At 63.5% G+C, this 24,269-nt stretch carries 20 protein-coding genes; 19 read left to right on the top strand and 1 reads right to left on the bottom strand.

Annotated features, from left to right (window positions below):
* Nucleotides 1-18: 18 nt before the first annotated feature.
* Entirely contained in the window at nt 19-2,646 is a 2,628-nt protein-coding gene (locus NTD88_RS12095; protein ID WP_262156290.1) for an autotransporter outer membrane beta-barrel domain-containing protein, read from the bottom strand.
* 382 nt (nt 2,647-3,028) lie between these two features.
* On the opposite strand from NTD88_RS12095, the gene flgB reads away from it, so the two are divergent.
* The 19 genes from flgB (at nt 3,029) to NTD88_RS12000 (ending at nt 24,263) form a co-directional block, all read left to right on the top strand.
* Nucleotides 3,029-3,436 (top strand): flagellar basal body rod protein FlgB, encoded by a 408-nt coding sequence (gene flgB, locus NTD88_RS12090; protein WP_095156923.1) that lies wholly within the window; start codon nt 3,029-3,031, stop codon nt 3,434-3,436.
* 3 nt (nt 3,437-3,439) lie between these two features.
* Nucleotides 3,440-3,880: a flagellar basal body rod protein FlgC gene (gene flgC / locus NTD88_RS12085; protein ID WP_009402938.1), complete on the top strand. Its 441-nt coding sequence runs from the start codon at nt 3,440-3,442 to the stop codon at nt 3,878-3,880.
* Between the two features lie 15 nt (nt 3,881-3,895).
* Nucleotides 3,896-4,618, top strand: a complete 723-nt coding sequence (flgD, locus tag NTD88_RS12080; RefSeq protein ID WP_095156924.1) for a flagellar hook assembly protein FlgD — start codon at nt 3,896-3,898, stop codon at nt 4,616-4,618.
* A gap of 30 nt (nt 4,619-4,648) precedes the next feature.
* Complete coding sequence (gene flgE, locus NTD88_RS12075) at nt 4,649-5,980, top strand: flagellar hook protein FlgE (protein WP_262156291.1); 1,332 nt, start codon at nt 4,649-4,651, stop codon at nt 5,978-5,980.
* Nucleotides 5,981-6,070: 90 nt separating this feature from the next.
* Nucleotides 6,071-6,250: a hypothetical protein gene (locus NTD88_RS12070; protein ID WP_262156292.1), complete on the top strand. Its 180-nt coding sequence runs from the start codon at nt 6,071-6,073 to the stop codon at nt 6,248-6,250.
* A 204-nt stretch (nt 6,251-6,454) separates the two neighbouring features.
* Complete coding sequence (locus tag NTD88_RS12065; RefSeq protein ID WP_095156927.1) at nt 6,455-7,195, top strand: flagellar basal body rod protein FlgF; 741 nt, start codon at nt 6,455-6,457, stop codon at nt 7,193-7,195.
* A gap of 45 nt (nt 7,196-7,240) precedes the next feature.
* A complete protein-coding gene (gene flgG / locus NTD88_RS12060) occupies nt 7,241-8,026 on the top strand; it encodes a flagellar basal-body rod protein FlgG (RefSeq protein WP_095156928.1) in 786 nt (261 codons plus the stop codon).
* A gap of 33 nt (nt 8,027-8,059) precedes the next feature.
* Complete coding sequence (flgH, locus tag NTD88_RS12055; protein WP_095156929.1) at nt 8,060-8,755, top strand: flagellar basal body L-ring protein FlgH; 696 nt, start codon at nt 8,060-8,062, stop codon at nt 8,753-8,755.
* 12 nt (nt 8,756-8,767) lie between these two features.
* On the top strand, nt 8,768-9,877 hold the full coding sequence (locus tag NTD88_RS12050) for a flagellar basal body P-ring protein FlgI (protein WP_095156930.1): 1,110 nt from the start codon (nt 8,768-8,770) through the stop codon (nt 9,875-9,877).
* A gap of 12 nt (nt 9,878-9,889) precedes the next feature.
* Entirely contained in the window at nt 9,890-11,092 is a 1,203-nt protein-coding gene (gene flgJ, locus NTD88_RS12045) for a flagellar assembly peptidoglycan hydrolase FlgJ (protein WP_110969460.1), read from the top strand.
* Between the two features lie 10 nt (nt 11,093-11,102).
* The gene (gene flgK / locus NTD88_RS12040; protein WP_262156293.1) at nt 11,103-13,160 is read left to right on the top strand and encodes a flagellar hook-associated protein FlgK; all 2,058 of its coding nucleotides are present in this window, start codon (nt 11,103-11,105) and stop codon (nt 13,158-13,160) included.
* A gap of 13 nt (nt 13,161-13,173) precedes the next feature.
* Entirely contained in the window at nt 13,174-14,742 is a 1,569-nt protein-coding gene (locus NTD88_RS12035; protein ID WP_262156294.1) for a flagellar hook-associated protein 3, read from the top strand.
* A gap of 115 nt (nt 14,743-14,857) precedes the next feature.
* Nucleotides 14,858-18,445 (top strand): glycosyltransferase, encoded by a 3,588-nt coding sequence (locus NTD88_RS12030; RefSeq protein ID WP_262156295.1) that lies wholly within the window; start codon nt 14,858-14,860, stop codon nt 18,443-18,445.
* A gap of 277 nt (nt 18,446-18,722) precedes the next feature.
* Nucleotides 18,723-19,496, top strand: coding sequence for a glucose-1-phosphate cytidylyltransferase (gene rfbF, locus NTD88_RS12025; RefSeq protein WP_095156935.1), 774 nt, complete (start codon nt 18,723-18,725; stop codon nt 19,494-19,496).
* Nucleotides 19,478-20,560, top strand: a complete 1,083-nt coding sequence (rfbG, locus tag NTD88_RS12020) for a CDP-glucose 4,6-dehydratase (protein ID WP_095156936.1) — start codon at nt 19,478-19,480, stop codon at nt 20,558-20,560. The genes rfbF and rfbG overlap by 19 nt, the downstream gene beginning before the upstream one ends.
* Complete coding sequence (locus NTD88_RS12015) at nt 20,557-21,117, top strand: dTDP-4-dehydrorhamnose 3,5-epimerase family protein (protein WP_095156937.1); 561 nt, start codon at nt 20,557-20,559, stop codon at nt 21,115-21,117. The genes rfbG and NTD88_RS12015 overlap by 4 nt, the downstream gene beginning before the upstream one ends.
* On the top strand, nt 21,114-22,337 hold the full coding sequence (locus NTD88_RS12010; RefSeq protein ID WP_262156296.1) for a class I SAM-dependent methyltransferase: 1,224 nt from the start codon (nt 21,114-21,116) through the stop codon (nt 22,335-22,337). The genes NTD88_RS12015 and NTD88_RS12010 overlap by 4 nt, the downstream gene beginning before the upstream one ends.
* On the top strand, nt 22,334-23,200 hold the full coding sequence (locus tag NTD88_RS12005) for an NAD-dependent epimerase/dehydratase family protein (protein ID WP_262156297.1): 867 nt from the start codon (nt 22,334-22,336) through the stop codon (nt 23,198-23,200). Before NTD88_RS12010 ends, NTD88_RS12005 begins: the two co-directional genes overlap by 4 nt.
* Nucleotides 23,190-24,263: a class I SAM-dependent methyltransferase gene (locus NTD88_RS12000; RefSeq protein ID WP_262156298.1), complete on the top strand. Its 1,074-nt coding sequence runs from the start codon at nt 23,190-23,192 to the stop codon at nt 24,261-24,263. Before NTD88_RS12005 ends, NTD88_RS12000 begins: the two co-directional genes overlap by 11 nt.
* Nucleotides 24,264-24,269 lie beyond the last annotated feature (6 nt).

Below are 24,269 nucleotides of genomic sequence, written 5' to 3'. Positions count from 1 at the left end.
AACTGACCGCAACCGGCATCAGAAGTCGTAACGTACCTTGGCACTGAACACGTCAGCATCGAAGCCCGACTTGCCGACGTAGTCGTAGTTCACGCCCAGGGTCACTGCACCCAGCTTGTAGTCGGTACCAATACCGGCTTCGTAGCTGTTGCGCACGGCCTTGGCGCCGGTGGTCACGAACGGCGTGTTGCCCAGCAAGAAGGTCGAGGTGCTGCTGGACTGGTCGGCGGCGAAGTCGTGGTAGGCCATCAGCTTGACCTGCGGCTCCAGCGTGCCGGCGCCCAGTGCGTAGCTGCCGGCAACCCGGACGCCCGCACCCAGTTCGATGGCTTCGTAGCGCTGGTCTTCGACTTTCAGCGCGGCCGAAGAACCCTTCTCGCGGTAGCCGTCGATGTTGACCTGGCTGTAACGCGCCGCCAGGCGTGGTTCGACCAGCAGTTGCGGGTTGATCTTCCAGGTGTAACCGCCGACCAGGTTCAGGCCCAGCAGGTCGCTGTCGTAGCTGGCCTTGGCCTGGGTGCCGGCGATGCTGCGCTTGCTGTCGTTGTCGTTGACGCCGTAGGTCAGGCTGGCATCGACGAAGTAGTTGCCCAGCTCGTAGCCGCCGTACAGGGTGAAGGCGTGGCTGTCGACTTCAGTCTTGTTGCCGCTTTTGCCGTTCACGTCGGTGTTGATGAAGCTGTAGGCCAGACCCAGGGTCACCTGGTCGTTCAGCTTGCCGTCGGCACCTACGGCGATACCGCGGCTGTAGGCGTTGTAGCCGGCCACGCCGTCACGCAGGTCTTGCGAGGCGTCGCTGTACAGGCTCTGGACCCAGACACCGGCTTCCTTGAAGCCTTCGCCGGACGACGCGCCGCGCAGGCTGCTGGTGCGGCTGCCGGTGACGTTGCTGACCAGGCTCTGGCTGGTGGTTGCAGCCTGGGTGGCGCCGCCGTTCACTTCTGGCGACAGTTGCTCGGCCAGTTGGGTCAGTTGCGCTTCGTCGGTGTTGAGCAGCGCCTGCAGCAGAGGGTCGTTCGGGTTCTGCTCGCGGATGCGGTTGATCACACCATCGTTGACCAGGCTGCCAATGGCTTTCTGGCTGTTGGCCGAGCCGCCGTTGCCGAGGATGATTTCCTCGACTTCTTCCTTGCCCTTGCCGGTGACGGTGGCCACCAGGGTGTTGTTTTCGACGCTGTAGCTGTCGATTTTCAGCAGGGCCGAGGAGCTGGCCAGGTTGAACTTGGCGTTCGGGTCGATCTTGTCGTTTTCGTCCAGCAAGTCGATCCGGCCGGCTTCGATCAACTTGTAGGTGCTGCCATTGGCGGAGAAGTCTTCGCCTTGGGCGGCCAGCAGGACCTTCACATTCTTGTCGAACTCGGCGATGCCGGTGACGCTCAACACCGCGACATCCGGGTTGGTGGCGCTGCTCAGGTTCAGGCCCAGTGTCGAGTTGGTGGCCATGTACAGGTTGCCGTAGAGGCTGGTGTGCGTGCCGAGCAGGTTCAGTTGCGATGGCGCGTTGCCTGGCACATCGCCCACTTCGAACCAGCTGTTGGTGTCTTTCATGCGGATGTTGTAGCCATCTGCTTCGGCGCTGGTGCCGGTGAAGTCGACGTTGCCGGTCACACCTACGTTGGACAGGTCGATCAGGTTGCCGACGACCTGGCTGCCGTTCTGCAGCTCCAGAGTAACGCGGCCGCGGCTTTCGCTGGCGTCGACGGCTTCATCTTCGGAGATCAGTTTGCCGCTGTTGATGATCCGCAGCGGAGCGTATTGACCGAGTTGACCGGTGGGGTCGTTTTCCAGGTCAACGTCAAACCCGCCGATAACGATAGCGGCGTCGGTAGCCTGGATCGTGCCGGTGTTGATCAGATGATTTTCTTCGCGGGTGAAGCTGGCGCCATCGATGCGGATGCCTTCAGCGTCGTCGCCGCTGGCGATGATGGTGCCGTGGTTCTCGATGCCGGCCAGGTCGGTCATGTCGACCTGCGGCCAGCGCTCGTTCGAGGTGACGTCGATGGCGGTGGTACCAGCACCGGTGACCTGGATCAGGCCGCGGTTGATGACCTTGCCAACAATTTCGCCGCCTTCCAGGTTGATGCCCTTGGCGTCACGGCCTTCGGCGATGATGCGGCCGGTGGCGGCGTTCACCAGGTCACCCTTGATGGTGGTCGAGCCACTCATGTCGATGGCGCGTGCCACGTCGGTGCCGCCATCGTCGGTCAGGGGTTCACCCTTGGCCAGCAGCAGGCCCTCGTTGATCACGCTGCCGCCGATGATGGCCGGGTCGATCATCAGGGCGTTGGCGCCGCCGCCGATCGCGCTGATGCTGCCTTTGTTGATGACGCTGCCGTCGATCTGGTTGTTGATCCAGGTATTGCCGTCTTCGTAGACATCCATGTCCACGCCGCCGGCGAAGTCGCCGGTGCTATTGATAGTGGCGTTGAGGATCAGGTCTTTCTGCAGGTGGCTGCCATTGAATTCGATGGCGTCCTCGTCGCTACCGCCGGTGTAGGTGCCGGTGATTTCGAGGGTTTCGCTGTAAGTCTGGCGTTCACTGAGGAAGCCGGCATTGGTCAACTGCACGGTCTGTGCCCAGGCGGGCAGGGTGGTGGCGGTTACCGCCAGGGCGAGCAGGGTCTTGCGGAAAATCGGGGAGGCCACAGTTCATTCCTTAAACGTCTTGGGAGTCACGGTGCGTCCTTGCGTGGTACAGGCCTGGCTGGTAATGGCGGCGCTAGAGCCACGCAACGAGCGCGGCAGATGGTAACGAACCTGCCATTCAAATGACATCCTTTTGACGCCAGCGTTCCGTGCATTCGGTTGCCACAAAAGGGCCATCTCAGAGGTGTCTATCGGCAAGCGGCAACTCGCGGCATTGCCGCTTTGCTGGCGGCAGGCGGAAATCCATTGCCGCTTTTCTGGCATTGCCGCGTGCGGCATTTCAGCAAAAGCCCCGGTTTTACTGGGGTTTCCTTTTTTGGCATGGGACTTGCTCTTTCATCGGCAACGAACCATCCGGTCAACCTTCGAAGGTTTCCCCGACATGAGCATCAGTTTCGACAAAGCGCTTGGCATCCATGAAAAGGCCCTCGGCTTCCGCGCCCAGCGCGCCGAAGTGCTGGCCAACAACATCGCCAACGCCGATACGCCGAACTTCAAGGCGCGGGACATGGACTTCTCGTCCGTTCTGCAGGCTGAGACCGACAAGGTCAAGAACGGCCACTTCGCCCTGGACCGGACCAATTCCAAGCACATCGAAGCCGAAGGCGTGACCCTCAGCGACGAAGCGCTGCAATACCGTACGCCGATGCAGCCGTCGATCGACCAGAACACCGTCGATGCGCAGCTTGAGCAATCGAGCTACGCCGAGAACTCGGTCGGCTTCCAGGCCAGCTTCACGCTGCTCAACAGTAAATTCAAAGGGCTGGTTTCGGCCCTGCGCGGAGAGTAATCCATGTCCCTCGCCAGTGTTTTCAACATCGCCGGTAGCGGCATGAGCGCCCAGACCACCCGTCTGAACACCGTCGCTTCGAACATCGCCAACGCCGAGACCGTCTCGTCGAGCATCGACCAGACCTACCGCGCACGCCACCCGGTGTTCGCCACCACCTTCCAGCAGGCCCAAAACGGCAGTCAGTCGCTGTTCCAGGACCAGGATGCGGCAGGGCAGGGCGTGCAGGTGCTTGGCGTGGTCGAGGATCAGAGCAATCTCGAAGCCCGCTACGAGCCGAACCATCCGGCGGCGAACAAGGACGGCTACGTCTACTACCCGAACGTCAATGTCGTCGAGGAAATGGCCGACATGATTTCGGCCAGTCGTTCCTTCCAGACCAACGCCGAGTTGATGAACACGGCCAAGACCATGATGCAGAAAGTTCTGACCCTGGGTCAGTGATAAAGGACCACGCCAATGGCCAGCGTCAACGATACAACCTCAGGGGTTAACCTGAACGACGTCATCAAGGCGTCGGCGAAGACCACGACCACTCAAACGGGTGTCGCCTCCGCTACCAACAGCTCGACCGGCGGCAAGACGCTGGGCAAGGATGCGTTCCTGCAGTTGCTGGTTACCCAGATGCAGCACCAGAACCCGCTCGATCCGCAGGACAACAGCGAGTTCGTCGCTCAGTTGGCGCAGTTCAGCAGCCTGGAAGGCATCACCTCGCTGAACGAGTCGGTGACCGCGATTTCCGGCAACTACAAATCGTCGCAGGCGCTGCAGGCGTCGTCGCTGGTGGGTCGCTCGGTGATCGCCCAGACCGACAAGGCAGTGGTCGATACCACCAAGAGCCTGAGCGGTTCGGTCGTGGTGCCGCAGTCGGTGAGCAGTGTCACGCTCTCCATCACCGACAAGGACGGCAACGCTGTGCGTACCATCGACATGGGTGCACAAGCGGCCGGCAACGCCGCATTCGTCTGGGACGGCAAGAACGAAAGTGGTGAAGTGGTTTCGCCGGGGACCTACAACTTCAAGGCCTCCACCACCGTCGATGGCAAGGCCATGGAAATGTACACCTTGCTGCCGGCCACGGTCAGCAGCGTCACCATCAGTCAGACAGGGGGCGAGATGATGTTGAACCTCGCCGGTCAGGGCAGCGTCGCGCTGTCCAAAGTCCAAACCATCGGTATATAGAGCCGGCTAACGCGGCACAGGAGTGGAAAGATGTCTTTCAATATCGGCCTTAGCGGTCTCTATGCAGCCAGCAAGCAGCTCGACGTTACCGGCAACAACATTGCCAACGTCGCCACCACCGGTTTCAAATCCTCCCGCGCGGAGTTCGAAGACGTTTACTCGGCCAGCAAGCTGGGCGTCGGCAGCAAGACCGTCGGTAACGGCGTGCGTCTGGCTGCGGTCTCGCAACAGTTCGGCCAGGGTGACATCAACAACACCGGCAACGTGCTGGACATGGGTATCCAGGGGCAGGGTTACTTCATCCTCAGCGACAACGGTTCGCTGAGCTACACCCGTTCCGGCGCCTTCCAGACCAACAAGGACAACTACGTCGTCACCAACGACGGCGTACGCCTGCAGGGTTATGCCGCGGACGAAAACGGCACCATCCTCAAGTCCGGTCTGACCGACCTGAAGATCGATACCTCGGCACTGGCACCGAAGGCCACCAGCCTGATCGACCAGGGCATCAACCTGAACTCCTCGGCCGACAGCATTCCGCTGCCGACCGCAACGCCGGCCGGCCCGACCTTCGTGCCAACCGACGAGACCACGTACAACAAGAAGTTCTCGACCGAGATCTACGATAGCCAGGGTAATAAACACACCATGGAGCAGTACTATCGCAAGACCGACCAGAACACCTGGACCATGTACACACTGGTCGACGGTCGCAACCCGCAGAACCCGGCGAGCACCTCGCCGCTGGTGGGCAGCATGACCTTCAAGTCCGACGGCACCATCAACACCATGACCGGTACGGTCGCGCCGGATGACAGCTTCGCGGTGGTCAACAACGTCTTCACCCTGAAGGGCTGGATTCCGTCGGCGTACAACGCTACTACCGGTACCTGGAGCCCGAACGGTTCCGTCGGCAATGCCGGCGGCATCCGCGTGGACATGAACTCGACGTCCTCCTACAACACCGAGACCGCGCGCCTGTCGCAGTCCCAGGACGGCTATGCCACCGGTATCCTGTCGAGCCTGAGCATCGACTCCACCGGCGTCATGTTCGCAAGCTTCAGCAACCAGCAGTCTCGCGCCATTGGCCAGGTGGCAATCGCCAGCTTCGCCAACGAGCAGGGTCTGCAGCAGCAGGGCGGTACGCGCTGGAAAGAGACCTACGCGTCGGGCATTCCTGGCGTCGACACGCCGAAGACCGGCACCCTGGGTTCGATTCAGTCCAACTCCCTGGAAGAGTCCAACGTCAACCTGACCCAGGAACTGGTCGAGCTGGTGAAGGCGCAGTCCAACTACCAGGCCAACGCCAAGACCATCTCCACTCAGAGCTCCATCATGCAGACCATCATCCAGATGACCTGATGATGGTGGCGCCGGTTCATCCGGTGCCCTGAGTGTTACGCGAGCCCCTTCCCGGTCCGGGCGGGGGTTCGTTGTTTTCGGAGGTATGTGATGAAGCGATCCCTGTGTCTTGTGCTGGTACTGTGGGCGGCCCAGTCCTGGGCGGCAATGGCGCCCTGGTACCGCTGGGAAAGCCAGGCCGATGGGCGTCTGGTGTGTTCGCAGCATTCGCCGGGCGAGGGCTGGAGGCAATTTGCCGGGCCCTTTAACAATGCCGGGTGCCGTCCCTGAATGTCCGGGGGCGGGATCTTGCCGCCAGCGGCAGCCTGCCGCCGATAATTTGTCTTTCTCTCTCTCCCTGAAACGACCCTCAATCGACAAAACCCCGAAAACACTGGGCTTTTGCACTCACTGCATTAATTGGTTCGAAAATTGCTTCACCGTGCCAGAGCAGCGGTGAACGGCAAGTGTTCGCCAGCGCAGCGGAGGATGACTGTGGACAAGATGCTATACGTGGCCATGACCGGCGCCAGCCAGAACGCGCTGGCCCAGCGGGCCCACGCCAACAACCTGGCGAACATTTCCACCAGCGGTTTTCAGCGTGACCTGGAGCAGGCGCGTTCGATGCCGGTTTTCGGTGACAGCTTTCCGGCGCGGGCCTATGCCATGACCGAGCGCCCGGCGACCGATTTCAGCCCCGGTGCGTTGCAGGAAACCGGCCGTGACCTGGACGTCGCCATTGGCGGCGACGGTTTCATCGCCGTGCAGGCGCCCGATGGCAGCGAAGCCTATGTGCGTACCGCGAGCCTGAACATTGACGCCGTTGGCGTCCTGCGCGCCGGCAACGGCATGCCGGTGATGGGCAACGGTGGTCCGATCGCCGTGCCGCCAGAGCAGAAGGTCGAGATCGGCCAGGACGGCACCATCAGCATCCGCGCCATGGGCGAAGGCCCGCGGGTGATGGCTGAGGTTGACCGGATCAAGCTGGTCAACCCGGACCTGAAGACCATGACCAAAGGCCTCGATGGCCTGATTCATACCAAGAGCGGCCAGCCCGCCGACGCCGATGCCAATGTGCAGGTGGTGTCCGGCTTCCTGGAAGCGAGCAACGTCAACGCCGTGGAAGAGATGACCTCGGTCCTCGCCCTGGCCCGGCAGTTCGAACTGCACGTTAAGATGATGAACACGGCCAAGGAAGGCGACGAAGCCATGGCTCGGGTTTTGCAAATCAGCTAATTACACAGGCGTAGCGCCGTAAAACAGGCGTACGAGGAGAACAGCATGCTTCCGGCTCTTTGGGTCAGTAAAACCGGTCTGTCCGCCCAGGACACCAACCTCACCGTCATCTCCAACAACCTGGCGAACGTCTCGACCACCGGTTTCAAACGTGATCGCGCCGAGTTCCAGGACCTGCTCTATCAGGTCAAGCGCCAGCCAGGTGCCCAGTCGACCCAGGACAGCGAACTGCCGTCGGGTCTGCAGGTCGGTACCGGTGTGCGCATCGTCGGCACCCAGAAAAACTTCATGACCGGCAGCCTGCAAACCACCGAGAACCCGCTGGATCTCGCGGTCAACGGCCGTGGTTTCTTCCAGGTTCTGCAGCCGGATGGCACCGTTTCCTACACCCGTGACGGCACCTTCCACCTGAACTCCGATGGTCAGGTCGTGACTGCCAACGGCTTCGCCCTGGAGCCGGCTGTTGTCGTGCCGCCAGATGCGCAGACCTTCACCGTTGGCCAGGACGGCACTGTGTCGATCACCACCGCCGGCAGCCCTGCCGCACAGGTCATTGGCAACATCCAGACCGCCGACTTCATCAACCCGGCCGGCCTGCAGGCCATGGGTGGCAACCTGTTCCTGGAAACCGCCGCCAGCGGCGCGCCGCAGATCGGTACCCCGGGCCTCAACGGCTTCGGCACCACCCTGCAGCAGACCCTGGAAAACTCCAACGTCAGCACCGTGGAAGAGCTGGTCAACATGATCACCACCCAACGCGCCTACGAAATGAACTCCAAGGTCATTTCCACCGCCGACCAGATGCTCTCGTACGTTACCCAGAACCTGTAATTGAAGTAGCTGTTACACCGTGAGGTCAGAGTCATGAGCCGTTTGCTATCCGTATTCGCCCTGGGGGGGGCGGTGTTGCTGGCTGGTTGCGTCGCGCCGACGCCCAAGCCCAACGATCCGTACTACGCGCCGGTATTGCCGCGTACGCCCCTGCCGGCGGCGGCCAACAACGGTTCGATCTACCAGGCCGGTTTCGAGCAGAACCTGTACAGCGACCGTAAGGCGTTCCGGGTCGGTGACATCATCACCATCACCCTGAACGAGCGGACCCAGGCCAGCAAGAACGCCAACTCGCAGATCGCCAAGAACAGCAATGCCGAGCTGGGCCTGACCTCGCTGTTCGGTTCGAGCCTGACCACCAACAACCCGATCGGCAGCAACGACCTGAGCCTCAGCGCCGGCTACAGCGGCGACCGCACCACCAAGGGCGACAGCAAGGCGGCCCAGGGCAACACCCTGACCGGCTCGATCACTGTCACCGTGGCCGACGTGCTCCCCAACGGCATCATTGCCGTGCGCGGCGAGAAGTGGATGACGCTCAATACCGGTGACGAACTGGTACGCATCGCCGGCATGGTTCGCGCCGACGACATCGCCACTGACAACACCGTGCCGTCGACCCGGGTCGCCGATGCGCGCATCACCTATTCGGGAACCGGTTCCTTCGCCGACGCCAGCCAGCCGGGATGGTTCGACCGCTTCTTCCTCAGCCCGCTTTTCCCGTTCTAGGTCCGGATGCCCATGTTCAACTTCAAGCAACTGCTTGCCGCGACCCTTCTGCTCAGTGCGGCGTTCAGCGCCCACGCCGAGCGCCTGAAGGACATCGCCAGCATTTCCGGCGTGCGCTCCAACCAGTTGATTGGTTACGGCCTGGTCGTGGGCCTGAACGGTACGGGTGACCAGACCACTCAGACCCCGTTCACCCTGCAGACCTTCAACAACATGCTCTCGCAGTTCGGCATCAAGGTGCCGGCCGGCTCGGGCAACGTGCAGTTGAAAAACGTCGCTGCGGTGTCGATTCATGCCGACCTGCCGCCCTTCGCCAAGCCCGGTCAGGTGGTCGACATCACCGTGTCCTCCATCGGTAACTCCAAGAGCCTGCGCGGCGGCAGCCTGCTGATGACGCCGCTCAAGGGTATCGACGGCAACGTCTACGCCATCGCCCAGGGCAACCTGGTGGTGGGCGGTTTTGACGCCGAAGGTCGCGACGGCTCGAAGATCACCGTCAACGTGCCGTCGGCCGGTCGCATTCCCGGCGGTGCCTCGGTGGAGCGGGCCGTGCCCAGCGGTTTCAACCAGGGCAACAGCCTGACCCTGAACCTCAACCGTCCGGACTTCACCACGGCCAAGCGTATCGTCGACAAGGTCAACGAGCTGCTCGGCCCGGGTGTTGCCCAGGCGGTGGATGGCGGTTCGGTGCGGGTCACCGCGCCGCTGGATCCGGGGCAGCGGGTCGATTACCTGTCGATCCTTGAGAACCTGGAGATCGATCCGGGTCAGGCGGTGGCCAAGGTCATCATCAACTCGCGTACCGGCACCATCGTCATCGGGCAGAACGTCAAGGTGTCGCCGGCCGCAGTGACCCACGGCAGCCTGACCGTGACCATCACCGAAGACCCGATCGTCAGCCAACCGGGCGCGTTCTCCAACGGCCAGACTGCCGTGGTGCCGCGCTCGCGGGTCAATGCCGAGCAGGAAGCCAAGCCGATGTTCAAGTTCGGTCCGGGCACCACGCTTGACGAGATCGTCCGTGCCGTCAACCAGGTCGGCGCCGCGCCGAGCGACCTGATGGCAATCCTCGAAGCCCTGAAACAGGCCGGCGCCTTGCAGGCCGACCTGATCGTGATCTGAGGCCTCGCGCGTATGGACATGCCAAAAAGCACCAACTACAGCGCCACCGACAGCGGTGCCTACACCGACCTCAATCGCCTCAACTCGATGAAGGTCGGCGACCGCGACAGCGAAGGCAACCTGCGCAAGGTGGCGCAGGAATTCGAGTCGTTGTTCCTCAACGAAATGCTCAAGTCCGTGCGTTCGGCCACCGATGTGCTGGCCAAGGACAACCCGCTCAACACCGAGACCACCAAGCAGTACCAGCAGATGTACGACCAGCAACTGTCGGTCAGCCTGTCCCGCGAGGGCGGCGGCATTGGTCTGCAGGATGTCCTGATGCGCCAGTTGTCCAAGCAGAAGGGTGTGAGCGTCAACACCAGCCCGTTCCCGCGGGTCGATGTGCAGCAGCGTGCGCTGTGGGCGAGCAAAGTGGCCGAGCCGGTGCGCAATGCCGAAGAAACCGGCACCACCCGCAACGATGTGGCCGCGCTCAACTCCCGGCGCCTGGCGTTGCCGGGCAAGCTTACCGACCGCCTGCTGGCCGGTATCGTGCCGTCGGCCGATGCCGCCGCGGCAACCACCAATACCGCGGCATTGCCGCAGCGCACCACGGCGATGACCGATGCCGTGATCAAGGGCGACTGGGAGCCGGCGCAGACGTTCGCCGCACCCGGCGCGATGCGCATCTATGGCCGTGCCGTGGCCCAGCCACCGCTGGCGCCGGCGCAGAAAGCGTTCTCGTCCAGCGACGAATTCGTCAGCACCATGCTGCCGATGGCCGAGCAGGCCGCCAAGCGCATCGGTATCGATCCGCGTTACCTGGTGGCTCAGGCTGCGCTGGAAACCGGCTGGGGCAAGTCGGTCATGCGCTCCTCCGATGGCAGCAGCAGCCACAACCTGTTCGGCATCAAGGCCACCGGTAACTGGCAGGGCGATTCGGCGCGGGCGATCACCAGCGAATTCCGCGACGGCCAGTTCGTCAAGGAAACGGCGGCGTTCCGTTCCTACGATTCCTATCAGGACAGCTTCCACGATCTGGTCAGCCTGTTGCAGAACAACAGCCGCTATCAAGAAGCGGTGAAGTCGGCCGATAACCCAGAACAGTTTGTGCGAGAGCTGCAAAAAGCCGGGTACGCAACCGACCCGGATTACGCCAGCAAGATCTCGCAGATCGCAAAACAGATGAAGTCGTACGATAGCTACGCGGCGATTGGCGCAACTACGAAACTATAAGGTTTGAACCATGGCGAGTTTGATCAGTATCGGGATGTCGGGGCTTGGGGCCGCTCAATCGGGGCTGCATACCACGGGTAACAACATCGCCAATGCCGATGTGGCGGGCTATTCGCGCCAGCAGAACGTCCAGACCACTAACGGCTCGGTCCGCTATGGCCAGGTGTTCATCGGTACCGGTACCACCCTGGCTGACGTGCGCCGGGTGTACAACGCCTTCCTCGACAACCAGTTGCAGACCAGCACCTCGCTCAACAGCGATGCCGCGTCGTACCTGAGCCAGATCACCTCGGTGGACAACCTGCTGTCCGACGCCAACACCGGTGTCACCGGCGCGCTGACCAACTTCTTCACGTCGCTGCAGGGCCTTTCCGCCAAGCCCAACGACGATGCTTCGCGGCAGTTGCTGCTGACCAACGCGCAGAACCTGACCAACCGCTTCAACACCATCGCCGCGCAGTTCAAGGAACAGAACAGCAACATCAACGGCAACCTGAAGTCGATGACCGAACAGGTCAACAACCTGGCCAAGACCGTTGCTTCGCTCAACGACCAGATCGCCAAGGTGGCGGCCCTCAATGGCCAGCCCAACGACCTGATGGACCAGCGCGACGAGACCGTTCGCCAACTGTCCGAACTGGTAGGCGTGCAGACCAGCCAGCGCAACGGCAATATCGACATCACCCTGGCCAACGGCCAGTCGCTGGTACTGGGCACCTCCGTCAACACCCTCAGCACCGTGACCAGCACCACCGACCCGAGCCAGGTGTCGATCAAGCTCAGCTACAACAACTCCACCATCGATGTGACCAATTCCCTGACCGGTGGCGAAATCGGCGGTCTGCTGCGCTATCGCACCGAGACCCTGGTGCCTGCGCAGAACGAGATTGGTCGTATCGCGCTGGTCATGGCCGAGAAGATGAACTCGCAGTTGGCCCAGGGCATCGACAAGAACGGCGAGTTCGGCGCGGCCTTGTTCAGCGACATCAACAGCGCGGCGGCGATGGTCGGGCGCAGCATTGCCATGACCGGCAACGATGCCACCTCGACCAACCTCAACGTGGTGATCAAGGACACTGGCCGGCTGACCACCAGCGACTACCAGGTGACCATCACCGATCAGCCGACCGCGGGCAGTTTCATCGTTCGTAAGCTGCCCGATAACACCAACATGGGCACCTTCAACATCAATGACGATCCGCCCGCAGTGATCGACGGCTTCAGCCTCGACCTGAACGGCGGTACGGTCAAAGCCGGCGACAGCTTCAAGATCACCCCGACCCGCAACGCTGCCGCGTCCCTCGAAGTGGTGATGACCGACTCCAAGCGCCTGGCCGTGGCCGCTCCGCTGACGGCGACGACCGGTGGCAGCAACACCGGTACCGGCGTGATCACCCAGCCGGTGCTGAAATCGGTGCTGGATATCGCCGACCCGGCCCAGCGCCTGGAATTGCAGAACGGCATCAAGTACTCGACGCCGGTGCGCCTGGTGTTCGGTGATGAATCCGTCAGCCCGCAGACCTACTCGGTGGTCGACTCCAAGGGCGACCCGATTGGCAGCGGCACGTTCGTGCCTGGCCAGAACAACACCCTGCAGATCAACGTACCGATGGTCGATGCCAACGGCGCGGCAATCGTCGATGGCAACAACGTTCAGAAGACCTTCAGCTTCCAGATCGATGTCGCCGGCTCGCCGAAGAAAAACGACAGCTACAGCATTGCCCTGACCGGCGCGGGTTCCTCGGACAACCGTAACGGCCTGTCGCTGCTCGAACTGCAAAAAGCCCAGACCGTCGATGTCGGCAGCGCCACCAAGGGCGTGAGCCTGACCGATGCCTACGGCAAGCTGGTGGAGAGCGTTGGCGCCAAGACCAAGCAGGCGCAGATGGACAGCTCGGCGACCACCGCCATCCTGACCCAGGCCAAGGCTTCCCGCGACTCGCTGTCTGGCGTGCAACTGGATGAAGAAGCCGGCAACCTGGTCAAGTACCAGCAGTACTACACCGCCTCGTCGCAGATCATCAAAGCGGCGCAGGAAATGTTCTCCACGCTGATCAGTGCTCTTTAAGGAGTCGTAGACCGTGCGTATCTCTACTTCCCAGTATTACGAAACCAGCGCTTCCAACTATCAGCGGAACTACTCCAACGTGGTGAAGACCGGCGAAGAGGCCAGCGACCTGATCCGCGTGCGTACCGCCGCCGATGATCCGGTGGGCGCGGCCCGTCTGCTGCAACTCGATCACCAGAGTTCGATGCTGGCCCAGTACGACACCAACACCGGCATGATTCGCAACAGCTTGAGTCAGTCCGAGACCACGCTCAACTCGATCAACACCATCCTGCAGCGGGTCAATGAACTGGCGCTGGGCGCGGGTAACGCAGGCTTCACCGACACTGAGCGTAAAGCCACGGCCACCGAACTGGGCAAGCTCGAAGACCAACTGCTGAGCCTGATGAACACCCGCGATGAGAACGGTCAGTACCTGTTCTCCGGTTCCAAGGGTGATACCCAGCCGTTCGTGCGCAACGCAGATGGCACCTACACCTACCAGGGCGACCAGACTCAACTGCAACTGCAGGTCGGCGACATGCTGACCATGGCCGGCAACGACAGCGGCTGGGCGACTTTCCAGCAGGCGCTGAACACCAGCCGCACGCAGACCACCGTCACTTCGCCGACCAACCCTGCGGATGTACGGGTGGCGCTGTCCAATGGCCAGGTGTCCGCTGATATCAACTACAACGATGCGTTCCGTGCCAACGAGCCTTACGTCATCACCATGGTCAGCCCGACCCAATTCTCGATCAAGGACCAGGCGGGCAACGACTACACCTCCGAGGCCAGCGGCAACGGCGCGTTCGACTCGACCACCCCCGGCGGGGTCGCGGTGAGCTTCCGCGGTGTTGACCTGAAGTTGAACTTCAACCTGCAGAGCGGCGAGAGCGATGCGTTGATCACGGGTCACCAGTTCACCCTGCAGTCCAAGCCGGATACCATCACCGGCACCGCAAGCCCAGGCAACGGCTCCGGCGTGCAGATGACCGGTACCTCGGTGGTCGACGCGGACCTCTATGCCAAGTCCTTCCCGGAAGGCGCGGTGATCAAGTTCACCACTGGCGGCAACTATGAGCTTTATGCCCAGCCGCTGTCCGCCGGCAGCCGTCCGGTCGCCAACGGTACGGTGGCGGCGGGTGCTACCTCCATCACCGCTGCCGGGGTCAAGTTCGATTTCAGCGCTACGCCGGTCGACGGTGAGCAGTACAGCGTGACGGTCAACAAGCACCATACGCAGAACATTCTCGACACCGTCAGCCAGTTGCGCCAGGCGCTGGAAAAGCCCATCGACGGCAGCGAAAAGGCCTCGCAGCAACTGCGCGCCGCACTCGACTCGGCCATCGCCAACGTCAGTAGCGGACAGAACCAGTTGGCCTACACCGTCACCTCGATCGGTGCGCGGGGCAAGGCGCTGGACCTGCAGGAGCTGGCCAACGAGAGCCTGAGCATCGCCAACTCCAGCACCCAGTCGTCGATTCGTGATTCCGATCCGGCCGAAGTGATGACCCGCCTGACCCTGCAAAAGACCATGCTTGAAGCCTCGCAAATGGCCTTCAGCCGCGTTAGCCAGTTGAGCCTGTTCAAGGTTCTGTAACTGCTGCATGCCCGCCGTCCCGTTCGTTTCGGGGCGGCGGGTCGCCTCCCTTTTCCCACGGTCCAGACTGTTCTGAATTTCCTCCGAGGGCAGTCACCGGTCGAGAGTCTTCGTCGTGAACCCAGCGCCTCTTGTCAGTCTCGTCATTCCCGCCTGCAATCCCCGTTTCTTCCGTGCGGCGCTGGTCAGTGCCCTGGCCCAGAACTACGAAAACCTCGAAGTCATCGTCTGCGACGATAGCCACGGCGACGAAATCAAGGCGCTGGTCGATGAACTGGACCCGCTCGCCCGCTGCCCACTTTACTACCAGCGCAACCCGCAGCCGCCAGGCTTGGGCGCTAACTTGCTGGCCGGGTTGGAACTGGCGCGGGGCGAGTACGTGCAGTTCCTCTGTGACGACGATCGGCTGATGGCCGATTGCATCAGCAGCGAGATGCGCCTGTTCCTCGCCAACGATGACGTCAGCCTGGTCACCACTCGCCGCAACCTCGCCGACGGTCAAGACTTCGCGCTGTCCCAGCGCCTGGAAAACAGCTGGTTCAGTTGGGGTGCCACGGTTTACAACGGCGACGACCTGCTGGATTTCTTCGACAGCAATCCGCTGAACTTCATCGGCGGCTTCAGCAATACCCTGATGCGCACCAGCGACCTCAATGAACTGCTGCCGGCACTGGTGCAGGCGGGCTTCGTCGCGCTGCTCGACTTCGCGCTGTTCATCTGCCTGCTGCGTCGGGGCAATCTGGTGGTGACGGCGCAGATGCACTGCATCGAGCGCATCCACCCCGACCAGTTGCGCCAGCAACCGCAGATGGTGGCGGCACGCGTCGCCGAGCTGCAGTGGCTGCGCAGCATGCTCGCTGCCCGTCCGCCGGCCACCGAGAGCTTTACTGGCTGGGCGCGGATTCATGTGTTGCCGGTGGATGGCCGGGTGGTGCCGCGGACATGGGAAAACCTGTTCCTGGTTCACGTACTGCGCGGCTTGCAGGCGATCCAGGAATCGCAGGTGGGTTTCGACAGCGACACCTTTGCCGACCTCTATGGCAAGTGGCTGGGCTGCCGCCAGGATCCCCTTGTCCTGCGCCGGTTGATGCGCCTGAGCGAACACTGGGACTGGCGCCCTCGCATCGCCGTGGTGGTGATCGATGCCGAAGGAGACAGCCCGGCGCTGCAGCGCACCGTGGAGAGCATCAACCGTCAATGCTACGGCGCCGCCAGCACGCTGGTGCTGTCCAGCGCTCGCGTGGCGTCCAGCCTCGACGACACCCTGATCGGCCGCCCGCTGCAAGCGGACTGGGGGCAGCAACTCAATGAGCTGCTGCCCGAGCTGGAAGGCGTCGATTGGTTCTATCTGCTGCGCGCGGGTGACCGCCTGAGCGAATTCAGCCTGATGCTGCTGGCCGAGCGCGCGGTGCGCTTGCCGCAGATCGCCTGTTGCTATGGCGACGAGGGCGGGCTGCTGGAGGGCGAGTCGCAGGATCCGGTGTTCAAGCCTGACTTCAACCTCGACCTGCAGCGTGCCTATCCCTTCACCGGGCGAGTGCTGGCGTTCTCCCGCACGCAATTCCTCGCGGCCGGCGGCTTTGCCGCGGGCTATCGCGAACTGGCGCCCCATGACCTGCTGTGGCGTCTGGTCGAAAGCCACGGCCCGCAGACCATCGAGCACATTCCCGAAGTGCTGGTGGAGTGCGCGTTCGGCTACGCCGCGTGGCTGTCCTCGGCGCCGGTGGTCGCGGAAAACCCGCGCGTGCTACAGGCTCACCTGCAGCGCCTGGGCCTGGACTACCGCCTGGAAAACGAAGCGGGCGGTGCGATCAACCAGATTCGCTACCTGCACGCCGCGCAGCCACTGGTGACCCTGATCATCAGCTTCCGCGACCAGGTGGCCGCGCTCGAGCGCTGCCTTGAAAGCGTGCTGGGCAAGACCACGTACCCTCACTACGAAGTGCTGGTGCTGGACAACGCCAGTGAGCGCGAAGACTCCCGAGTCTGGCTGGCAGCCATGGCGCAGATGGGCGGCGAGCGCCTGCGGGTGTTGTCGCTGGACGAGGAAACCTCGTTCGCCGCGCAGCAGAACCTGGCTGCGCAGCATGCCCGTGGCGATTATTTGCTGATGCTCAACCCGTTCACCGTTGTCACCGACGGCGACTGGCTCGACGTGTTGCTCGCCCACGGCCAGCGGCCGGAAGTGGGGATGGTCGGCGCCGAGCTGTGCAACGCCGAGGGCCTGGTGGTCAACGCGGGTGGCGTACTGGGCCTGCGTGGCTCGGTGTATTCGCCGTTCGTGGGTGAAATGGTTCAGGCGGGCGGCTACATGCAGCGCCTGCAAGTGGCGCAGAACTACACGGTGCTCAGCGCCGAGTGCGTGCTGCTGCGCAAGCACCTGTTCCTGGAGCTGGGCGGCTTGAACGATGCCCGCTTCAACGCCGCGTTCAGCGATGTCGACCTCAGCCTGCGCATGCGCCAGGCCGGTTACCTCAGTGTCTGGACGCCGCGTGCGCGGCTGGTGCTGGACACCCCGCCGGGGCCGGCACCGGATCCGCAGAAAGAAGCGGCGCGGCAGGTGGTCCTGGCTGAACAGCATGAGGCGTTCCAGCGCGACTGGATGCCGATCATCGCCCGCGACCCGGCCTACAACATCAACCTGACCCTCAAGGGCTCGGCCTTCCGCCTGGAGCCCGGACTCAAGGAAGGCTGGCTGCCGTTCCTCGGTCGCTCGCTGCCTCACGTGCTGGCCTTGCCGATGAACAAGACCGCGGTCGGCCATTACCGGGTGACCAAGCCGCTGACCGAACTGGAAGCGGCGGGCTGGGTCACCCAGCAGCAGTATTTCGAGATTCCCACCAGCGTCGAGCTGGAGCGCAGTTCGCCGGATGTGGTGATTCTCCAGGGGCGCTACACCGAAGGTTTCATCAAGGAAATCGAGCGGCTGAAGACCTACTCCAAGGGCTTCGTCATCTACGAACTGGATGACTACGTGATCAAGGTGCCGAAGAAGAACGGTCACCTGAAACACACCCCGCGCGACCTCGAAGGCTCGCTGCGCCGTGGCATCGCCCGCTGCGACCGCCTGGTGGTTTCCACCGAACCGCTGGCCGATGCCCTGCGCGACACCCACCACGACATTCGCGTGCTGCCCAACCTGCTCGCCGAAGAACTGTGGGTCGGTCGCCGTGGCCAGCGCCGCACCTCGAAAAAGCCGCGGGTTGGCTGGGGTGGCGGCACCAGCCACACCGGCGACCTGGAAGTCATCGCCGACGTGGTCAAGACCCTGGCCAACGAGGTCGAGTGGGTATTCTTCGGCATGTGCCCGCCGGACCTGCGGCCGTACATCCATGAGTTCCATCCACCGGTTGGCCTGTCGGCCTATCCGGCCAAGCTGACCAGCCTCAACCTCGACCTGGCGTTGGCGCCGCTGGAATTCCACATCTTCAACGACTGCAAGAGCAACCTGCGCCTGCTTGAGTACGGCGCCTGCGGTTACCCGGTGATCGTCACCGACACGGCGGCCTATCGTGGTTATCTGCCGTGCACCCGGGTCAAGAGCAACTCCACCGAGGAATGGCTGGAGGCGATCCGCATGCACCTGGCCGACCCCGATGCCAGCTACCGGATGGGCGACCAGTTGCATGACGAGGTAATGCGCAACTACGTGTTGCGGCCGGAGAATATTCAGGTCTGGTATGACGGGTGGATGCCGAGCTGAGGGGGCGGATCCGTCAGGGCTGACATAGGTTCGCCGATGGCTCGGTTGGGGTCTTGCGATCGAGCGCCGCGCGGGCGGCGCTCAATCTCAGCAGCGCCAAAAATCCCCAGGCATGCCCCAAACGCACCACCCTTGCCGCGCCAAGTCAGCCATCCAAGCTGGCGCGTTTCCTGCAAGTCCCCTCTGATATCGCCATAAATCCCGCGCTGCCACGCCATGCGGGATTTATAAGGACGGCCCGCCGCGCGCGGGCCGGTGACGAACGAGAGGGGATGACATGAAGGCGGTAATACTGGCCGGTGGACTGGGCACGCGCATCAGCGAAGAGTCGCACCTCAAACCCAAGCCGATGATCGAGATCGGCGGGAAGCCAATTCTCTGGCACATCATGAAGCAGTACTCGGCCCACGGGATCCACGACTTCGTGATCTGCCTCGGCTACAAGGGCTACGCGATCAAGGACTTCTTCGCCAACTACTTCCTGCATACCTCCGACGTCACGTTCGACATGTGCAACAACCGCATGGACGTCCATCAGAACTACAGCGAGCCCTGGCGCGTCACCCTGGTCGATACCGGGGAAGAAACCATGACCGGCGGCCGTCTGCGCCGCGCTTCGCGTTACCTGGAAGGCGAACAGGCGTTCTGCTTCACCTACGGCGATGGCGTATCAGACATCAACATCGGCGCGCTGGTGGATTTCCATTTGGAGCACGGCAAGCTCGCCACGGTCACCGCGGTGCAACCGCCCGGACGCTACGGCGCGCTGGAGCGTGACGGCGACAAGGTCAGCGGCTTCATCGAAAAACCACGCGGTGATGGCGGCTGGATCAACGGCGGCTTCTTCGTGCTTTCGCCGAAGGTGCTGCCGTATATCGCCGACGACCAGACCTCCTGGGAATCCGAGCCGCTGATCCAACTGGCCGCAGAAGACCAGTTGCAGGCGTTCCAGCACGACGGCTTCTGGCATCCGATGGACACCCTGCGCGACAAGAATCACCTGGAACAACTCTGGCAGAGCGGGGAGGCACCATGGAAACAGTGGGCGTGAGTCGTGAATTCTGGGAAGGCAAGCGCGTCCTGCTGACTGGCCACACCGGCTTCAAGGGCAGTTGGCTGGCGCTGTGGCTGCGTGAGCTGGGGGCGGAGGTCACCGGCTTCGCCCTCGACCCCGCCACCGAGCCGAGCCTGTTCGAACTGGCCAACGTCGGCCGCGACATCAAGGATGTCCGCGGTGACCTGCGTGACCTCGGCGCGCTGCTGGAAGTGGTGGCCGAGGCCAAGCCGGAAATCGTCCTGCACCTGGCCGCACAACCGCTGGTGCGCGAGGCGTACCGCGATCCGCTGGGCACCTATTCCAGCAACGTCATCGGCACCCTCAACCTGCTCGAAGCGATCCGCCAGATCGGCGGCGTGCGCTCGGTGGTGCTGGTCACTACCGACAAGGTCTACGCCAACCAGGAATGGCCGTGGCCGTACCGCGAGAACGAAGCGCTGGGCGGGCATGATCCCTACAGCAGCAGCAAGGCCTGTTGCGAACTGTTGGCGCAGTCGTACACCGCGTCCTTCTTCCCGCCGGCAAGCCACGCCGAGCACGGCCTGGCCCTGGCCACGGCGCGGGCCGGCAACGTGCTCGGTGGCGGCGACTTCGCCGCCGAGCGGCTGATTCCCGATGTGCTCAAGGCGTGGTCCGCCGGCGAGCCGGTGATCCTGCGTTATCCACAGGCGGTCCGTCCGTGGCAGCACGCCCTGGAGCCGCTGGCCGGCTACCTGCTGCTGGCGCACCGGCTGTACAGCAACGGCCCGGAGTTTTCCGGCGCCTGGAACTTCGGCCCGAACGAAGGCGATATGTGCAGCGTCGGCGATGTCGTCACCCACTTGTCCCGGCAATGGCCGGACGCGCCGGGTATGCGGGTCGAGCCGAGCGAGCTGCACGAAGCCGGTGTCCTGCGTCTGGACAGTGGCCGTGCCCGGCAACTGCTCGGCTGGCGCACCCGCTGGTCGCTGCGCGAATGCCTGGAGCACACCCTGGAATGGCACCTGGCGTGGAAGCGCGGCGATGACTTGAGGGCCGTCACCCTCGACCAACTGAACCTGTACGCGGAGCTGTCGTGAGCGACCTGCTGTTGCAATCCCTGCCACTGGCGGGGCTGTTCAGCGTGCAGCACAAGCGCCACGGCGATGCCCGTGGCCAGTTCGCCCGGCTGTTTTGCGAAGGCGGCCTGAGCGAATTGGGCGCGCCGTTCCATGTGCGCCAGATCAACCATTCGCAGACCCTCGGCGCCGGCTCCGTGCGCGGCTTGCATTACCAGCAGGGCGACACCCCGGAAGCCAAGCTCATTACCTGCCTGCGCGGCGAGGTGTGGGACGTGGCGGTGGACCTGCGCAGCGGCTCGCCGACCTTCCTGCACTGGCATGCCGAATACCTGAGCGCCGGCGACGGCCGCAGCCTGCTGATCCCGGCCGGTTTCGCCCACGGCTTTCAGGTGCTCAGTGAGGAAGCCGAGTTGCTCTACCTGCACAGCGCCGACTACGCGCCGGGCCGCGAAGGCGGGCTGTCGGTGCATGACCCGCGGCTGGCGATCGACTGGCCGCTACCTGTCAAGAATCTGTCGGCCCGGGATGCCGCCCATCCCTGGCTGGATCACCATTTCACCGGAGTGCATGCATGAACTGCCGTGGCTGTGGCACAGCGCTGAGCCTGCCGTTGATCGACCTGGGCACCGCGCCGCCGTCCAACGCCTACCTGCGCGCCGAGCAACTGGCGCAGGCCGAGGCCTGGGTGCCGCTGAAAGTCGGCGTGTGCCAGCAGTGCTGGCTGGTGCAGACCGAGGATTACACCCGCGCCGACACCCTGTTCGATGCCGACTACGCGTATTTCAGTTCCTACTCCAGTTCGTGGCTGGCCCATGCCCGGCAGTACGTCGAGGACATGGCCGCGCGCTTCGGCCTCGGCGCGGACAGTCGGGTGGTGGAGATTGCCGCCAACGACGGTTACCTGTTGCAGTTCGTCGCTGCCCGCGGCATTGCCTGCCTCGGCGTCGAGCCGACCCGCAGCACCGCCCAGGCGGCGCGGGAAAAGGGTCTGGAAATCCGCGAGCTGTTCTTCGGCGAGCAGAGCGCCCGCCAACTGCGGGAGGAGGGTTGGGCAGCCGACCTGATGGCGGCCAACAACGTGCTGGCGCATGTCCCGGACATCAACGACTTCCTGCGCGGCTTCGCCACCTTGCTCAAGCCGGCCGGCGTCGCCACCTTCGAATTCCCGCACCTGCTCAGCCTGATGGCCGAGCACCAGTTCGACACGCTCTACCACGAGCACTATTCCTACCTGTCGCTGACCGCCGTGCAGACGCTTTGCGCACGCAACGGCCTGGCGATCTTCGACGTGCAGGAATTGCCGACCCATGGCGGCTCGCTGCGGGTCTTCGTCCAGCGTGCCGGTGGACCCCAGGCGACTCTGCCAGCGGTGCAGCGCTTGCTGGAAATCGAAGACAAGGTCGGCGTGACCACCGCGGGCTTCTACGCGACCCTCGCCCCGGCCGCCGAACGCATCAAGCACCAGTTGCTGCGCTTCCTGCTGCAGGCCCGCGCCGAGGGCAAGCGGGTGGTCGGTTACGGCGCTGCGGCCAAGGGCAACACGCTGCTCAACTACGCCGGCGTGCGTGCTGATCTGCTGGCCTGGGTGGCCGATGCCAACCCGCACAAGCAGGGCAAATTCCTGCCGGGCAGCCGCATTCCGGTGGTCGCACCGGAGCGCCTGGCCATCGAGCAACCTGACTACGTGCTGGTGCTGCCGTGGAACCTGCTCAGCGAAGTCAGCGAGCAACAAGCGCGGGTGCGCGAGTGGGGCGGCCGCTTCGTGATTGCCGTGCCGGAGTTGACGGTCCTGTGAGTGCGCCGACGGTACTGGTGACCGGTGCCAGCGGCTTCGTTGGCCAGCACCTGGTTGCGGCGCTGCTGGCGCGGGGTTTCCAGGTGCGGGCGGTGGCGCGACAGGTGGAGCCGGCGAAGCGCCTGGCGTGGTTCGACCAGGTCGAATTCGTCGCCGCCGATATCCATGATCCGCTGCTGGACGTCGCCGCGCTGTGCGAGGGTGTCGACGCGCTGGTACACCTGGCCTGGCCGGGGTTGCCCAACTACCAGGGGCTGTTCCACCTCGAACACAACCTGATGGCCGACTACGCCTTTATCAAGCGTGCGGTTGAGAGCGGGGTAGGGCAGGTGCAGGTCACCGGCACCTGCTTCGAATACGGCCTGCAAAGCGGGCCGCTGGACGAAACCGTGGAATGCCGGCCTGCCAATGCCTACGGCCTGGCCAAGCACAGCCTCAGGCTGTTCCTCGAGACCTTGCGCCAGCAGGTGCCGTTCGCCTTGCAGTGGGCGCGGCTGTTCTACCTGCATGGGCCGGGGCAGAACCCCAACAGTTTGTTGGCGGCGCTCGACCGCGCCATCGACAGCGGTGCCGAGCGCTTCGACATGTCCGGCGGCGAGCAACTGCGCGACTTCCTGCCCATCGAAACCGTCGCGGCCCATCTCGCGGCGCTGTTGCAACAGCGCGATTTCAGCGGTGTGGTCAATGTCTGCCGCGGCCAGCCCGTCTCCGTGCGCAACCTGGTGGAACGCCACTGCGCCGCACGCGGGTCGCGTATCGCCCTGAACCTCGGTCACTACCCTTATCCGGCGCACGAGCCGATGGCGTTCTGGGGTGATGCCCGACGCCTGCGCGACCTGTTGGGAGCAGAACATGAAGCATGAGTTGTACCGCGCCACCGACCTGCCGGTGTTGCAGAACCGCACCTTCGCCGATGCCGCCAGCGCCCGCGCCAGTGCCGGCGCCGACATGCGCCTGGTGCAGGACAGCCGCACCGGCCTGGTCTTCAATGACGCCTTCGATGCCGACAAGCTCAGCTACGACAGCGACTACCAGAACGAACAGGCCCATTCCGGGCAGTTCCAGCGCCATCTCGACGACGTCGAGGCGGTGGTCGCCCGTCACTTCAGCGGGCGCAGCCTGATCGAAGTGGGCTGCGGCAAGGGCTGGTTCCTCGAATTGCTGCGCGAGCGCGGCTATGCGGTGACCGGCATCGACCCGGCCTACGAAGGTGACAACCCGGATGTGATCAAGGCGCCGTTCACCGCTGAACTGGACCTGCGCGCCGAAGCCATCGTGCTGCGCCATGTGCTGGAGCACATCGAGGATCCGATGAGCTTCCTCGGCGAGATCGCCAAGGCCAACGGTGGCAGCGGCCTGATCTACATCGAAGTGCCCTGCCTGGACTGGATCATCGAGCACAAGGCCTGGTTCGACCTGTTCTACGAGCACGTCAATTACTTCCGTCTCGCCGACCTGCAGCGTGCCTTCGGCCGTGTGCTGGAAGCCGGGCGGCTGTTCGGCGGGCAGTACCTGTACATCGTCGCCGACCTCGCCAGCTTGCGTGAGCTGGACGCCAGCAGCGTCGAGCCGCTGCGCCTGCCGGACGATTTCAGCGCCAGCCTGGCCCGCGCGGTGGACATCGTGCGCCGTGACGGCGAGCGCGGCTCGGCAATCTGGGGCGCATCGTCCAAGGGCGTTATTTATTCGCTGTTCCTTCAGCGTGCCGGGGTTGCGGTCGATCAAGTGGTCGATATCAACCCGGCCAAGCAGGGCCGCTACCTGCCGCTCAGCGGCGCGCGGGTGTCCTCGCCGCAAGAGGCCATGGCCGCCTTGCCCGACGGCGCCCACCTGTTCGTGATGAATTCCAACTACCTCGAGGAAATCCGCCGCATGACCGATGGCCGTTTTGTCTATCACGCCGTCGACAGCGCCGCATTTCAATGACTATCC

This window comes from Pseudomonas sp. 20P_3.2_Bac5, assembly GCF_025466035.1.
Lineage (GTDB): Bacteria > Pseudomonadota > Gammaproteobacteria > Pseudomonadales > Pseudomonadaceae > Aquipseudomonas.
The sequence above is the reverse complement of the archived record's forward strand: the minus strand, read 5'-3'. Positions and strand labels throughout refer to the sequence as shown.